Genomic DNA, 13,419 nt, shown 5'->3' on the forward strand with positions numbered 1-13,419 from the left:
ATGATTGAAGGACCGGTTATCGTCGTGGCCACGCGGAATCCGGGCAAGGTCCGGGAATTCGCCCATGCTTTGGAGGCCTTGAACAAGCAGGTGCGGAGCCTGGCCGATTACCCGGATATTCCGGAAATCGTCGAGGATGGCGAGACGTTTGCCGAAAATGCCCGCAAGAAGGCCAAAACGGTGGGCGATCACCTGGGACGTCCGGTGCTGGCGGACGACTCGGGGTTATGCGTTGACCGGCTGGGCGGGGCGCCGGGCGTTTATTCGGCCCGTTATGCCGGCGAGCGCGCTTCCGACGAGGACAACAACGAAAAGCTGCTGGCGGAGCTGGAGAAGGAGCGGCTCGGGGAAGATACCGAGCAGCCGCTGCTCAGTCCGGCGCGGTTCGTCTGCCATCTGGCGCTGTACGACCCGGCCACCGGGCGGTTCGTGGAGGCCTCCGGCGAAGCGGAGGGCTGGATCACGTCCGAGCCGGCCGGAGGCGGCGGGTTCGGGTACGATCCGCTGTTTTACCTGCCCGCCTACGAGAAGACGTTCGCGGAGCTCAGCCTGGAGGAGAAGCAGGCCGTCAGCCACCGCGGCGCTGCGCTGCGCAACCTGGCGGCCAAGCTGGTCCCGTGAGCGGCAGATGTTTTAGAAGCACAGTAATCGGGTAAACCGGTGCTGTGCTTCTTTTTCATATGAACATGAGGGGACAATACGGCTAGGGTTGTTGTATAAAATTGCCTCTGAGCAAAGCGCGTTTTCATCAAAAAACGCATCCGGGAGATCGCCGGGGGCGCCGTGGTTGTTGGCCGGGGACTTTAACGTTACGGATGCGCTTGTGGCGGCTGAACTGAAGGTCCTCCGGCAGTTCAACGGGAAAGCCGCGGCAAAAGATCCGACCAGGGCTGAAGAAATAACAATATAGTTGAGATTTTTATGTAAAATATTTAAGGTTAGGATAACGGAACTTTTTGGCACAAATCAACGAGTCTAATGGCGCAAGGCAGGGTGTGACAACGTAAGGAGCGAGGAGCATTGGTAAGCATTAAGGATATCGCGAAAAAAGCCGGGGTTTCCATATCAACCGTGTCATACGCCCTAAACGGCAGCAGCAAGGTGACGGATGAGACCCGCTCGAAAATTTTGGCGGTTGCCAAGGAACTGAATTATGTGCCGAATGCGGCGGCGAGAACGTTAAAGAAGCGGGAGTCCGGAATTTTGGGCGTGTTTTTAACGGATTTCAAGGGGGATGTTTACGGCGACCTGCTGGACGGAATGAAAGAGGTATGCAACGGCCGGGGTTACGATCTGATCGTATGCAGCGGCAAAAGGGCGCACCGGATGCTTCCCGAGCGGATGATCGACGGGGCCGTTATTTTGGACCAGACGTTTAAAAATGAAGAGCTGCTCAAGTATGCGGACCGCAACCATAAAATCGTCGTGCTCGACCGGGAGCTGGACCATCCCAACATCAATCAGGTGCTGCTGGACAACAAAGCGGGCGCCGCGTTGGCTGCCGAATATTTGCTGGAGCAAGGGCACCGGAAGATATATGTGGTGTCCGGTCCGGAGGGTTCGTTCGACTCGACTCAGCGGATGAAGGCGGTTAAAATGGTGGCGGACCGCGCCCGGGAAGCGGAATGGATCGAAATCGCCGGCGATTTCAAAAAAAGCGGCGGGGAGCGGGCCGCCGAGCAGGTGATCCGGGAATACTCCGGACCGGCGGCCGTTTTTTGCCTGAACGACGAAATGGCGATCGGCTTCTGGAACCGTTTGGAGGGAACCGGCTACCGGATCGGCGAGCATATTCATCTGATCGGCTTCGACAATATCGAGCTGACGAACTATATGCAGCCGCGCCTGGCCACGATCAATTACTCGAAACGCAAATGGGGGGCGCTCGCCGCCGAGCAGTTAATCAAAATTTTGGCGGGTGAGCAGGTTGAACACGAACGGATTTACGTTACTTTGATCAAAGGCGAATCCGTGGGAAAAATTTGACTTGGCTTGATTTGACGTCCGAGCCCGCTAAACCGGGAAAAACGGATTTTAAGGGAAAAAGAACGGGATTCACGGGGAATTGCCCCCGTGACCCGTTCTTTTTTGAGGTTACTGGTCAGTAGTTGTAAAAGGTACACTTATTCATCCGGATATCCAGTCAGTTCCGTTAGCGGAACTCGATGCCATAAGTTTTTAACCAGTGGTTAACCTGGGACAAATAAGCGAACAGCTGCGGTCCGGACATGAGTTGGCCGAACCACGGCAGGTTCGAGGAAGATTCCTCGGAAGCGGCGATGGAGCGGATTTTGCCGCTATCGATCAGCGGCAGAATCGGCGATGACGGATCATCCAAAATGGACAGCATTTCGCTGCGGACGGCGGTTAAATAGTTCGGATTATGGGTTTTGGGATATGGGCTTTTTTTGCGGTACAGTACGTCTTCCGGCAAAATGCCCTCGAGCGCTTTGCGCAGGATGCCTTTTTCCCGGCCTCCGGTCGTCTTGATCTCCCAGGGGATATTCCATACGTACTGCACGAGCCGGTGGTCGCAGTAAGGGACGCGAACCTCCAGGCCGGCGGCCATGCTCATGCGGTCCTTGCGGTCGAGCAGCGTCGGCATGAAGCGGGTGATGTTCAAATAGGACATGATGCGCATGCGGGCCCGCTCCCCGGATTCGCCTTCCAGCTTCGGGGCTTCGGCCACGGCTTCGCTGTAGCGGTCCGCGATATACTGCTCCGGTTTGATCCACTCGCGGATTTCCGGGGCCAGCAGATCCGCGCGCAGCCCGGTCGCCACCGACCAGGGGAACGTCCCGGAGTTCAGCAGCTCCTCGCGGTGGAACCAGGGGTAGCCGCCAAATACTTCATCCGCCGCTTCGCCGGAAATGGCCACCGTGGCCCCCTTTTTGATTTCCCGGCAAAACAGCAGCAGCGACGCGTCGATATCGGTCATGCCCGGCATGTCGCGGGCGACGGTCGAGTCGGGCAGGGCGGCGACAAGCTCGGGAGTGTCGAACGTAATCGCGTGATGCTCCGTGCCCAGTTCCTCGACCATCCGCTTGATCCACGGGCCATCCGCGCCCGGCTGGTAGCTGTGGGCTTTAAAATGTTTGTCGTTATCCACATAGTCGATCGAGTAGGTGTGCACCCGGCCTTGGCCGGTCCGCTTGTAGTAATCGACGGCAAGCGCGGTCAGCGCGCTGGAATCCAGGCCTCCCGACAGCAGCGTGCAGACCGGCACGTCGGAAATCAGCTGCCGCTCCAGCGTATCCTGCAGCAGCCGGCGGATGGCGGCGGCCGTCGTTTCCACGTCATCGGTATGAGGCTCCGCCTCCAGCTTCCAGTAGGCGTATTTCCGCAGTCCGGACCGGTTGTAAATCATGACGTGGCCGGGGCGCAGCTCCTTGAGATCCTTGTAGACGCCATGGCCGGGGGTTCGGGCCGGCCCGATGACGAAAATTTCGGCAAGCCCTTCCGCTCCCACGACCGGTCTGACTTTGGGGTGCTGCAAAATGGCTTTAGGTTCGGAGCCGAAAATCAACGTTCCGTCCACCTCGCTGTAGAACAGCGGCTTGACGCCAAGGCGGTCGCGGGCGAAAAAAACATGCTGTCTAACGCTGTCCCAGACGGCAAAGGCGAAAATGCCGTTAAGCCGGTATACGCAATCCGGCCCCCATTCGATATACGATTGCAGCAGCACCTCCGTATCGCAGGTCGTTTGGAACTTGCGGCCCCGCCGCTGCAGCTCGGCCTTTAATTCCGGCGCGTTATAAATCTCCCCGTTGTATACGATGGTGAACACCGCGTCTTCTTCATGGATGATCATCGGCTGGGCTCCGTTCTCGGGATCCATGACGCTAAGGCGCCGATGGCCAAAAGCGCAAGGGCCCGAAATCCAGGTTCCCTGCGCATCGGGGCCCCGTTTTTCCAGACAGGATGTCATGGTCTGTACAAGGTCCGATTCTTTGGTCAAATCCCGGTTCCATTCGATAAAGCCGGTTATTCCGCACATTTTTGCAATCTCCTTTCTGCATTGCTTTACGTTCCCCGCTTGCCGACCGGGCGAAAAGTATTAACAAATTATGCCGAACAAAGGCATAAAATGTCTGTCCATCATGGAAAACTATGACCGTCAAGCAGGAGAAAGGGGAGATATGGCGTTGGAAAAGAAACGGTACTACGTTTCCGTGCAGGGTCGTTCGGTGCTCGACGATCCCGGCGCGGCGGCCTATGAATGGGCGGTCGAGGCAACCTCGGAGGAAGCCGATACGTTAAAGCACCTGCTCGGTCAGCTTGACGAGAAGGAAGAAAGCACTTTTTTGGCCTTCACCTTTCCTTGGCCGGATACGCCGGAAGGCGATGTCAACCAAAGCTATCAAAGCGTTGTGAGCGGCCTGTTTCGGGAAATTTACCGGCTGGGCACGGCGGAGACCAGGGAGCAGCTGGAGCGGGCGGGGTACCCGGGCAAGCTCTGGCCCATTTAAAGCTCCGGGAAAGGAACGATACCGAGCATGTATTACATCAAAGACGCGGAATTCAGACGGATGGACGAGCATTTGGGGCGTCCTTGCGCCGTCATCCAGGTGCGGCCGGGGGCGGTAGGCGATCCCGATCTGTTCGTCTATATTGCCCGTTCCGATCAAGGCGCTGGCTGGGAAATCATCCGCATGATCCGAAGCGACGCCCAGCCGGAAATCGATTGGTACGACAACAACATGCACCAGGCTTATGCGGAAGTGGCCGAAGAAAACTTCGGGGATACCGGCTGGCCTGAGCCAGCTAAGCAGCGCCGGCTATTCCTGGAAAATTTGCTTGCCCACGAGGCGATCGCGGCAAAGATTAATGAGCTTCCTCCCAAATGACGGATTTTTTTGTAAAAACGGCTTTGAAAAAATAAAAAGGATGCGCTATAATAATTAACGCATCCTTTTTTATTCATATTTGTGTCCCAGTAGCTCAGCTGGATAGAGCAACGGCCTTCTAAGCCGTCGGTCGAGCGTTCGAATCGTTCCTGGGACGTTTCCTTCGATATTTCTCGAGGCCCGTAGATACGGGCCTCTTTTTAGCTTATAGTTGCTCACATCCAATCCCTGCGCACAAAATGCCGCAGACCGGCCGCAAGATAGACGAGGAAGGTGAAGGCGAGAATCAGGACAAACGAACCGGGCTCCAGCCTTGGAGAGAGAGGCAGTCCTTGCGGAAACATGGCATAATACGGCGGGGCGAAGGGGAACCATGCCCCGATAAATCCTTCGAAACCCGTAATGACGATATTCGGGATCACCGCCGAGATGCTGAACAACAGGGCGATTCCGAAAGATTTGAAACGGGTCGACAGGTAAATCTGCAGCATGGCCAGGGGAAAAGCTGCCAGCCATCCGCCGGTCACGCCGGTCAGCACGGTTTTCCAGGGAATAACGCCCTCTACATGAATGAGGTTTCCGGTTGCCAGGTACCCGGCCAAAAAGGCAAGCTGTGCGATCGCCAATAAAACGACCAGCATCAAAAACTTGGACAAATAGATTTTCCAGCGCGGAAACGGCAGGGTGAGCAGCTGCTTCCACGCTCCGTTTTTATGTTCATAGAAGCAGAGGAATGCCGCAAATATGCCGGCGAACAGAGGCAGAATAAACATCCCGTGTAAGGAAACCGCTTGAAAATAAAGGGTGGTCCAATCGGGCGCAAAGTAATCGGTCAAAGACGCGACATGTTCCGCGGCCAGCGCAAAGCTTGCCGTTATGTCCATGAGAACCAACAATAAAATCAACAGCCATCTGACTTTTCCGGCTTCCGCAAAAAATAAACTTAGCATATCCATCTTCCTCCTATTTGATCTCCATGGCGCGAAAGCCTACGGCTCCGCCCCAAAGCAAAACCAATCCTAACCCGGCTCCCAGCATGATCCAATGGGTATACCCGCCGATAAAAGGGCTGGCCATGGAAGGGTAGGCCCACGGCAGGACATATAAGAGTGTTCCGCCGAATCTGGCGATAAACAGACTGGAGATGGCGCCAAGCACGCCGACCGCCAGCGGGAATGTCTGATTGGAGAAGCGTAGCGACAGAAATAATTGTATTCCCAGGACCGGCAGGGACGCGCCAAAGCAGCCCAGGACCTGCTTAACCAAAAACGGGAAGGGAAGTGTCAAATCGGTGTAAGCGAGCCATATCCCTGCCGTTCCGCCAATAATGAGCGCGCAGCATCCCAGCATCAAGGCCCCGATCCAGATCGCCTTGGCAAAATAGAAAGCCGTTCGGTTGACGGGCAGGGAAAACAGCAGCTTTAATCCTTGCGCTTGATGCTCCGGTTCGGACATGGTGCTGCACAACAAGGAGATGGTCAGCAGCATCGTAAAGGACAAAAACATATACAGCACATTAAACCCCGTATAGACGCCAGCTTCTCCCTGACGAAAATACAGGTACCATTCCATGCAGCTGAACAACAGCAAAATTACCGCGCTGATGACCGGAATCCATAGGCAGATTTTTTTCATCTTCAGATACTCGGCGGAAAGCGCCCTTTGCATCATAAGCTTTCCCCTCTCCCCGTCAGCTGCAAAAAGATTTCCTCCAGGGATGCGGTGACTTCCTTGACCTGGTGTAAGGTGAACGGTTGAAGCAGCTTGAAGATGTCAGCTTGGCTCATCCGCTCGGTAACCGTAATCAGCAGCTGGCTCCCGTAGCGCTCGATTTCCGCCCCGCCGCCGGCAAGCACCCGGTACGCTTCATCGGTCCGGTCCGCAATAATCGCCAGCCGTACCTTATTTCTCTTTTCAAGCTCCTGAATCCGGTCTTGAAAAATCAATTTCCCGTTCTGGATAATCCCCACGTAGTCGGATACGGCTTGGATCTCGCTCAAAATATGGCTGGACAAAAAAATGGTTATCCCCTGTTCGCGGGATAACGACAGCAGCAAATGGCGGATTTCTTGAATCCCGGCCGGATCAAGGCCGTTGATCGGCTCGTCCAGTATTAATATCCGCGGCTTGCGGATCAAGGCTTGCGCGATGCCTAACCGCTGCTTCATCCCAAGCGAATATCCTTTGACCGTCTGCTTGGCATAGGGAGTGAGCCGAACGGTATCCAGGGCTTCGCGAATGTTGCTTTCCGGCAAGTCCAACAGCTTCGCAATCAATTTAAGATTTTGATAGGCCGATAAATGCCCGTAATAGGAAGGCGCTTCAACCAATGAACCGATATTTCGCAAAATGGCTTCGCGGTGATGCGAAAGCGAGCGCCCCATGATTTGAATCGTGCCTTCGTCCGGCCGGATCAAGCTGAGCAGCATGCGAATGGTCGTTGTTTTCCCGGCGCCGTTCGCCCCTAAAAATCCGTAGATTTTCCCTTCCGGAACACGCAAGTTAAGCTGATCGACGGAAACGCGTTCGCCGAAACGCCGCGTCAGGCCGCCTGTTTCAATGATATATCCGGACACAAGCTTCTCCTCCTGTTTTTCTTGTTATAGCAGGAGTATTGCGCATGAGTCTTTTTCTCAAGTAAACGAAAGTAAAATCTAAGTAAAATCGTATTATGGCGGCGGCAATTCGATCAGAATGGAGGTTCCGCGCTCCGGCGCGCTTTCCGCGCGGATCGAACCGCCATGCAGCTCGATCAATTGGCGGGCGATCGCCATACCGAGCCCCGACCCCTCCGCCGGCTGGTGCGTTGGCATTCCCCGATAATAGCTTTCAAACAGATTGTTCCGGGTTTGCTCGTCCATTCCCGTCCCATTGTCGGCAACCTGGATACAAAAAACAAGGGGCTTCTTGCTCACCGATACGCGAATTTCCGTGCCCGGAGGATTATGAATGACGGCATTGACAAGGATGTTTTGCATTGCCCTTTGCAGCAGCGCGGTGTCCGCTTCCAGAAAACATGTGTCCAACTCGGTTTCATAAGCAAAAGCATACTCTGCGGAGCGCGGAGAATTGGCCGTATCCAACGTTATGCGCCGCAGAAATTCAACCATTTCCGTGCGCGTTTTTTGCAAAGCGATTTTCCCGTTTTCGGATTGGAAGGATGCGTTTAAATCGTCGATCAGCTTTTGAATATGCATGGATTTTTGTTCGATCTTGGCGCCAAACGTTTTCACTTCGCGTTCGGACCAGTTGTACCGCTCGGCGGCAATCATCGAAGCATACCCCTGAATATAGGACAGCGGCGTCTTCAGATCGTGCGTGATCCCGGCCAGCCAGTCGCGGCGGCTTTTTTCCAGCGTCCTTCGGTCCGTTTCGCTTTGTTTTAATTTGTCCGTCAAAATCTGCATCTGGATGAGGAGGTCTTTGTATAAAAACTGTTTGCTTTTCTGAAAAATCGGGGTTCCGCTAAATAAAAAACCGGTTGCGGCAGGTTCCTGAAAAGTTCCTTGCGACAGCGCCTGAATCCAATGAACAATGTGCAGAATAGGCTTTATGATTAACAGAAAAAACAAGTAAGCCACAGCCGCCCCGGAAAGAAGCGTTGCGGTGTGGCGAAAAATTCCCCAGTCCATAGCCCGGAGTACGGGGATCGCTTGCTTGACAAAACTAAAAAGATTGGTAAGCAAACCTAAGCTAAGGAAATAAACCATCAATGGGATTACCATCAAGGCAAGGATTTTTATGCTCATTTTCAGCGAGGTTTTCATTGTCTGGTCTCTCCCTGTTTATGCGGGATGAATTTATACCCTAGTCCGCGAATGTTCTTGATATATTTCGGCACCTGGGCGTCGGGCTCGATTTTTTTGCGGATCTTGGAAATATGCATCACGACGGTTTTGTCATCGCCCATATTCAGCTGTCCCCATACGTTTTCATATAATTGGGCCGCGGTAAAAATCCGGTTCGGATGCTCGGCAAAAAAGAGCAGCAGCGAATATTCCAATGCCGTCATTTCCAAAGGCTGTCCGTTTCGGATCACTTCGCACGACTCGGTGTTGATGCCAAAATCCGCAAATTCCAATGTTTTTGGCCGTCCCTGGCTCAAACACATCTGCCAGCGTTTTAACTGGACCTTAATCCGCGCAACAACCTCCAGGGCGTTAAAAGGTTTGGTGATATAGTCATCGCCGCCCATGGCAAATCCCACGAGTTTATCGTAGTCCGAGGTTCTCGCCGTCAAAAAAAGCACGGGCGCCTCCGTTTTCTTGCGCAGTTCCATACAAAGCTCCAGCCCGCTCATATCGGGCAGCATCACATCAAGGACAATCAGTTGCGGCTCAAACTCTTCAACTAATTGCAGCGCCCTTTGCCCTGTTTCCGCCCGTTCAATGGATCGGAACCCTTCTTTGTTCAAGATCGTTTCCAACATATCGAGAATGCCGGTTTCATCGTCCACCAGAAGAATGCGTTGCTCCATCGTCGCTCTCCTTATTTATATAAACTAGGTAAAAAATATCATGTGTCATTGAAAGACACTACATGAAATGCAAAAATGAAGACATTAAAAGGAGCCGTACTTGCGATACGACTCCTTCGTGCAGTAGCCGCTTTTAAGGGCGGCAGATTAAATAGGGATGATTTAGAAAATTAGACCGCAACCTTCCCCTAGGGCGGTCAATTTCTTTTTGAGGTAAGTCAGCAAAGCTACACCTCCATGGCCTCACCTCCCTTTCCGGAAGATGCGCCGACCGCCCTTGCAAGCCTTTTCTATCACTCTTATTATGGATTATAGCATATTTTCCCATAGAAGCAGCATGGTGCCGCTAACAGGTTTGCAAGCGTACCAAAAAAGCACACCTTCTAATAGTTGAGTAACCATCAGTTAGTGTGCTTATCTTTAGTCAATTATGGAGCGGGTGAAGGGAATCGAACCCTCGCCTCAAGCTTGGGAAGCTGGCATTCTACCATTGAACTACACCCGCATTTTGCCGAGCAATAAGTATTATACACCTTTGCCGTGGGAAGATCAAGTATATCCTCCCACAGCATCCGCCAGGCGCGTTTAGAGAACGACAATCCGTCCGGAAGCAGCCAGCGAGCGCAGTTCGATGTTTAACTGCTCCTTCTCGTCAGGACTTAGCTCCAGAGACAGTCCATAATGGAACACGGCCGGCTCGATCTCCTCCTGCCAGCGAATTTCGCCGTTGTACACGCATAGGTGCTCGTTCAGTTGAACGTGAACGGCCGCCCGGATATGGTGGGTGGAAGCGTGCAAATTAAGGCCGGTCCCGATTCGGCATCCCGATTTGTTGATGTCGATGAGATCGACCGTTGCCGGCTTGCTTTGAAGAGGCATATCGTCGATATGCGTAATCTCCATCTTACAGGCCAAAGGCGGCGTCAAAGTGTAGCGAAAAGGATCAGTTCTTTTTGTAGACATCAAAATGATGGCCCCCAGCTCTGTCGATATATCTCAAATTATATCGAAATCCGGGCGGATTGTCTTCTTATAAATTTTAGAGATTGTTCAAAAAGCCATCTTCTTATCACGAGGCAGGTCAAGAAGTGGATTCGGCGTCGAAGTTACTCGGTCTCAGCGGCGCCCAGCAGCCCGCGGATATCCGGTTCGACCGCGGCCGGTTCGGTGCGTGCGCTGTATTGCTTGATGATCCGGCCTTTTGGGTCGATCAAAAATTTAACGAAATTCCATTCGATATCTCCGGTTTTGTAAGGCTCCGGTGTATTTTCGACCAAGTATCGGTACAACGGGTGGGCTTGCTCTCCCTTAACGTCGATTTTGCTGAAAAGCGGAAAGGTGACTTGGTATCGGGTCTCACAGAAAGCTTTGATTTCTTCCTCCGTCCCCGGCTCCTGTTCGGCAAATTGATTGCAAGGAAAACCGAGCACAACAAACCCCTGGTCTTTATACGTGTCATAAAGGCGCTGCAGGCCCTCGTAATGCGGAGTCAAACCGCAGGCGCTGGCCGTGTTTACGATCAGCAGCACTTTCCCTTCGAAAGCTTTAAGGGTCATGGCTTTGCCGTCAATCGTCCGAACTTCAAAATCATAGATGTTCATCTTCTCACCTTCCTCCGTAAAATATGGCGAAACATACGCCAAAACAGCATTCTTCTTTATTCTACCTAAATGGGGCGGACAACTCAATTTACGTCACCAACGATTATAGCTTCGATAGAAAAAACCTTCCACAGACTTGACATCTTATAAATTTTCTATTGTCTATCATGTAAAAATACTGTAAAGTTACTAAACAAGCCGTTTTTTTGTTCGTTTAGCGGATTTTTTTAACCTTCAATTGACCATAGTTCGATTGTTTGTCACAATTTCGCTTTACTTGAATGCAGCGAAGAAGTATCCGTAAACATGTGTCCACCAATGAAGGACTTATCGGCGGTGGTTTTTGCTGTCAAACAAGCAGCTATCGGGAAGGGGCATCCTGCTACTTTAACGAATTGCAGCAAGTTAGGGTACATAAACACTAGTCCTTTATATGTGGACATTATGAAAAATATTCATGAAGCTCCGCAAAATTTTTCAAGTAGCTGCAAGCTTTAATTTTTCATGAAAAGAGGCTATTACATGATTCAACCCATTTTGCAAATTGAGGATTTGCATACTCATTTTTTCACCGACCGCGGCGAAATCCCCGCTGTGGACGGTGTGAATTTGTATGTGAATCCCGGCGAAGTGCTGGGGGTCGTCGGCGAATCGGGCTGCGGAAAAAGCGTGACCTCGTTGTCTGTGCTCAAACTGATTCCGCAACCTCCGGGCAAAATCGTCGGAGGATCGATTTTTTTCAAAGGCCGGGATATCGTTCCGCTAAAGGAGCGTGAAATGCGTTCGATCCGCGGCAACGCGATCTCGATGATCTTTCAAGAGCCGATGACGTCCCTGAATCCGCTGTATACGATCGGGCAGCAAATCGGGGAAGCGGTTCGCCTGCACAAGGGGCTCAGCAAAAAGGAAGCCCGGGCGCATACGATCGATATGCTGAAAAAGGTCGGCATTCCAAGGCCGGAAGCGATTATCGACGAATATCCCCATCAGTTGTCAGGGGGGATGCGCCAGCGGGTGATGATCGCCATGGCGATTTCCTGCAGCCCGGAGCTGCTGATCGCCGATGAACCGACGACAGCGCTGGACGTGACGATCCAAGCGCAGATTCTGGACCTGATCCGGCGCCTGAACGAGGAAAACGGAACGGCTGTGATGATGATTACCCACGACCTCGGCGTCGTGGCCGAGATGTGCCATCGCGTGGCCGTCATGTACGCGGGGAAGGTCGTCGAGGAAGGCAGCGTGCACGATATTTTCAAAAACCCGCTGCACCCGTACACGCAAGGGCTCATCAAATCGGTGCCGCGCATGGATGAGCAGCGGAAACGGCTGTTTTCGATTCCCGGCAACGTTCCTGTGCTTAGCACGCAAATGCAGGGCTGCCGCTTCGCCGATCGCTGCCCGCATGCAATGCCGGCATGCCTCACGCAGCTTCCCGAGCTGCGGGAATACGAAACGGCCCACAGCTGCCGGTGCTGGCTGCATGAAACGCCACAGGAGGATGTCGTATGAGCGAACCATTACTGCAAGTAGAGCATCTGAAAAAATATTACCCGATCGGCGGGGGGATGTTCGGTAAGTCCAAACAGCAGTTCGTCAAAGCGGTCGACGATATTTCGTTTACGGTGCAAAAAGGCGAAACGTTTGGGCTTGTCGGCGAAAGCGGCTGCGGCAAATCAACCACCGGCCGCTCGCTGCTGCGGCTGATCGAACCGACGGACGGGCGCGTCATTTTTAACGGCGAGGATATCACCGCGCTTTCCCCGGAGGAACTGCGCAAAAAACGCAAAGATATGCAAATCGTGTTCCAGGATCCGTTTTCGTCGCTGGATCCCCGCCACACCGTACAGCGCATTTTGGAGGAGCCGCTCATTGTGCATGGCGTCGGCGACGCGAAAGAACGCCGGAACATCATCGACCGGCTGATCGATGTCGTCGGTTTGACGCAAGGCCATCTGCAGCGGTATCCGCACCAATTTTCCGGCGGACAGCGGCAGCGGATCGGCATCGCCCGGGCGCTTTCGCTCCAGCCGAAGCTGATCGTCGCGGACGAACCGGTCTCGGCGCTGGATGTTTCGATTCAGTCGCAGGTGATCAACCTGCTGCAGGATTTGCAGGAGGAATTCGGCCTGACCTACATTTTTATCGCGCATGATCTCAGCGTGGTGAAGCATATTTGCGATCGGGTCGCGGTGATGTATCTCGGACGGATTGTGGAGATCGCCGAGAAAAACAAGCTGTATTCCGCGCCGCAGCATCCATATACCCAGGCGCTGTTGTCCGCGGTGCCGGAACCGGATCCGGACAAAAAGCCCGAGCGGATTATTTTGCAGGGAGAAGTGCCAAGTCCGGCGAATGCCCCGGTCGGCTGCGCCTTTCATACGCGCTGTCCGATGGCGATGGACGTTTGCCGTTCGAAACGGCCCGACCTCGCGGAAACGGAAGCCGGCCATCTGACGGCCTGCCACCTGTTTACTCAAGAGGCATAAATGGT

General features: G+C 53.4%; 14 protein-coding genes and 2 tRNA genes. 7 read left to right on the plus strand and 9 right to left on the minus strand.

The annotated features are described in order from the left end of the window. Both DYE26_RS30680 and DYE26_RS30690 read left to right on the plus strand, forming a co-directional pair. Positions 1-621 carry an XTP/dITP diphosphatase gene (locus DYE26_RS30680; RefSeq protein ID WP_036620407.1) on the plus strand — a complete coding sequence of 207 codons (621 nt, stop codon included), beginning with the start codon at positions 1-3 and terminating at the stop codon, positions 619-621. 399 nt (positions 622-1,020) lie between these two features. Further along, the gene (locus DYE26_RS30690; RefSeq protein WP_036620413.1) at positions 1,021-1,986 is read left to right on the plus strand and encodes a LacI family DNA-binding transcriptional regulator; all 966 of its coding nucleotides are present in this window, start codon (positions 1,021-1,023) and stop codon (positions 1,984-1,986) included. A gap of 166 nt (positions 1,987-2,152) precedes the next feature. On the opposite strand, the gene asnB is transcribed toward DYE26_RS30690, so the two are convergent. Next, entirely contained in the window at positions 2,153-3,997 is a 1,845-nt protein-coding gene (gene asnB, locus DYE26_RS30695; protein WP_036620416.1) for an asparagine synthase (glutamine-hydrolyzing), read from the minus strand. A gap of 142 nt (positions 3,998-4,139) precedes the next feature. On the opposite strand from asnB, the gene DYE26_RS30700 reads away from it, so the two are divergent. From DYE26_RS30700 to DYE26_RS30710, 3 genes are all read left to right on the plus strand, one after another. Continuing rightward, complete coding sequence (locus DYE26_RS30700) at positions 4,140-4,469, plus strand: hypothetical protein (protein ID WP_306308158.1); 330 nt, start codon at positions 4,140-4,142, stop codon at positions 4,467-4,469. A 27-nt stretch (positions 4,470-4,496) separates the two neighbouring features. Further along, positions 4,497-4,847, plus strand: a complete 351-nt coding sequence (locus tag DYE26_RS30705) for a hypothetical protein (RefSeq protein WP_036620419.1) — start codon at positions 4,497-4,499, stop codon at positions 4,845-4,847. 83 nt (positions 4,848-4,930) lie between these two features. Continuing rightward, positions 4,931-5,004 (plus strand) — tRNA-Arg (locus tag DYE26_RS30710). Between the two features lie 58 nt (positions 5,005-5,062). Here DYE26_RS30710 and DYE26_RS30715 read toward each other — a convergent pair. From DYE26_RS30715 to DYE26_RS30750, 8 genes are all read right to left on the minus strand, one after another. Then, positions 5,063-5,797, minus strand: a complete 735-nt coding sequence (locus tag DYE26_RS30715) for an ABC transporter permease (RefSeq protein ID WP_036620423.1) — start codon at positions 5,795-5,797, stop codon at positions 5,063-5,065. A gap of 13 nt (positions 5,798-5,810) precedes the next feature. Further along, positions 5,811-6,518 (minus strand): ABC transporter permease, encoded by a 708-nt coding sequence (locus DYE26_RS30720; RefSeq protein ID WP_036620424.1) that lies wholly within the window; start codon positions 6,516-6,518, stop codon positions 5,811-5,813. Beyond that, a complete protein-coding gene (locus DYE26_RS30725) occupies positions 6,515-7,423 on the minus strand; it encodes an ABC transporter ATP-binding protein (protein WP_036620428.1) in 909 nt (302 codons plus the stop codon). Before DYE26_RS30725 ends, DYE26_RS30720 begins: the two co-directional genes overlap by 4 nt. A gap of 93 nt (positions 7,424-7,516) precedes the next feature. Next, a complete protein-coding gene (locus DYE26_RS30730; RefSeq protein ID WP_051985313.1) occupies positions 7,517-8,614 on the minus strand; it encodes a sensor histidine kinase in 1,098 nt (365 codons plus the stop codon). Continuing rightward, positions 8,611-9,324 carry a response regulator transcription factor gene (locus DYE26_RS30735; protein ID WP_036620430.1) on the minus strand — a complete coding sequence of 238 codons (714 nt, stop codon included), beginning with the start codon at positions 9,322-9,324 and terminating at the stop codon, positions 8,611-8,613. The genes DYE26_RS30730 and DYE26_RS30735 overlap by 4 nt, the downstream gene beginning before the upstream one ends. A gap of 431 nt (positions 9,325-9,755) precedes the next feature. Then, a tRNA-Gly gene (locus tag DYE26_RS30740) sits at positions 9,756-9,829 on the minus strand. Positions 9,830-9,909: 80 nt separating this feature from the next. Next, positions 9,910-10,287 carry a hypothetical protein gene (locus DYE26_RS30745; protein WP_036620434.1) on the minus strand — a complete coding sequence of 126 codons (378 nt, stop codon included), beginning with the start codon at positions 10,285-10,287 and terminating at the stop codon, positions 9,910-9,912. A gap of 143 nt (positions 10,288-10,430) precedes the next feature. Continuing rightward, positions 10,431-10,925: a glutathione peroxidase gene (locus DYE26_RS30750; RefSeq protein WP_036620438.1), complete on the minus strand. Its 495-nt coding sequence runs from the start codon at positions 10,923-10,925 to the stop codon at positions 10,431-10,433. 522 nt (positions 10,926-11,447) lie between these two features. Here DYE26_RS30750 and DYE26_RS30755 point away from each other — a divergent pair. Both DYE26_RS30755 and DYE26_RS30760 read left to right on the plus strand, forming a co-directional pair. Continuing rightward, the gene (locus DYE26_RS30755) at positions 11,448-12,437 is read left to right on the plus strand and encodes an ABC transporter ATP-binding protein (protein WP_036620440.1); all 990 of its coding nucleotides are present in this window, start codon (positions 11,448-11,450) and stop codon (positions 12,435-12,437) included. After that, on the plus strand, positions 12,434-13,414 hold the full coding sequence (locus DYE26_RS30760; RefSeq protein WP_036620442.1) for an ABC transporter ATP-binding protein: 981 nt from the start codon (positions 12,434-12,436) through the stop codon (positions 13,412-13,414). Before DYE26_RS30755 ends, DYE26_RS30760 begins: the two co-directional genes overlap by 4 nt. Positions 13,415-13,419 lie beyond the last annotated feature (5 nt).

The sequence above is a fragment of the Paenibacillus macerans genome (assembly GCF_900454495.1).
Classification (GTDB): domain Bacteria; phylum Bacillota; class Bacilli; order Paenibacillales; family Paenibacillaceae; genus Fontibacillus; species Fontibacillus macerans.

Coding starts and splice junctions, on each gene's coding strand:
- DYE26_RS30680 (WP_036620407.1), top strand. CDS start 1: ATGATTGAAGGACCGGTTATCGTCGTGGCCACGCGGAATCCGGGCAAG.
- asnB (WP_036620416.1), bottom strand. CDS start 3,997: ATGTGCGGAATAACCGGCTTTATCGAATGGAACCGGGATTTGACCAAA.
- DYE26_RS30700 (WP_306308158.1), top strand. CDS start 4,140: ATGGCGTTGGAAAAGAAACGGTACTACGTTTCCGTGCAGGGTCGTTCG.
- DYE26_RS30705 (WP_036620419.1), top strand. CDS start 4,497: ATGTATTACATCAAAGACGCGGAATTCAGACGGATGGACGAGCATTTG.
- DYE26_RS30715 (WP_036620423.1), bottom strand. CDS start 5,797: ATGCTAAGTTTATTTTTTGCGGAAGCCGGAAAAGTCAGATGGCTGTTG.
- DYE26_RS30720 (WP_036620424.1), bottom strand. CDS start 6,518: ATGATGCAAAGGGCGCTTTCCGCCGAGTATCTGAAGATGAAAAAAATC.
- DYE26_RS30730 (WP_051985313.1), bottom strand. CDS start 8,614: ATGAAAACCTCGCTGAAAATGAGCATAAAAATCCTTGCCTTGATGGTA.
- DYE26_RS30735 (WP_036620430.1), bottom strand. CDS start 9,324: ATGGAGCAACGCATTCTTCTGGTGGACGATGAAACCGGCATTCTCGAT.
- DYE26_RS30745 (WP_036620434.1), bottom strand. CDS start 10,287: ATGTCTACAAAAAGAACTGATCCTTTTCGCTACACTTTGACGCCGCCT.
- DYE26_RS30750 (WP_036620438.1), bottom strand. CDS start 10,925: ATGAACATCTATGATTTTGAAGTTCGGACGATTGACGGCAAAGCCATG.
- DYE26_RS30755 (WP_036620440.1), top strand. CDS start 11,448: ATGATTCAACCCATTTTGCAAATTGAGGATTTGCATACTCATTTTTTC.
- DYE26_RS30760 (WP_036620442.1), top strand. CDS start 12,434: ATGAGCGAACCATTACTGCAAGTAGAGCATCTGAAAAAATATTACCCG.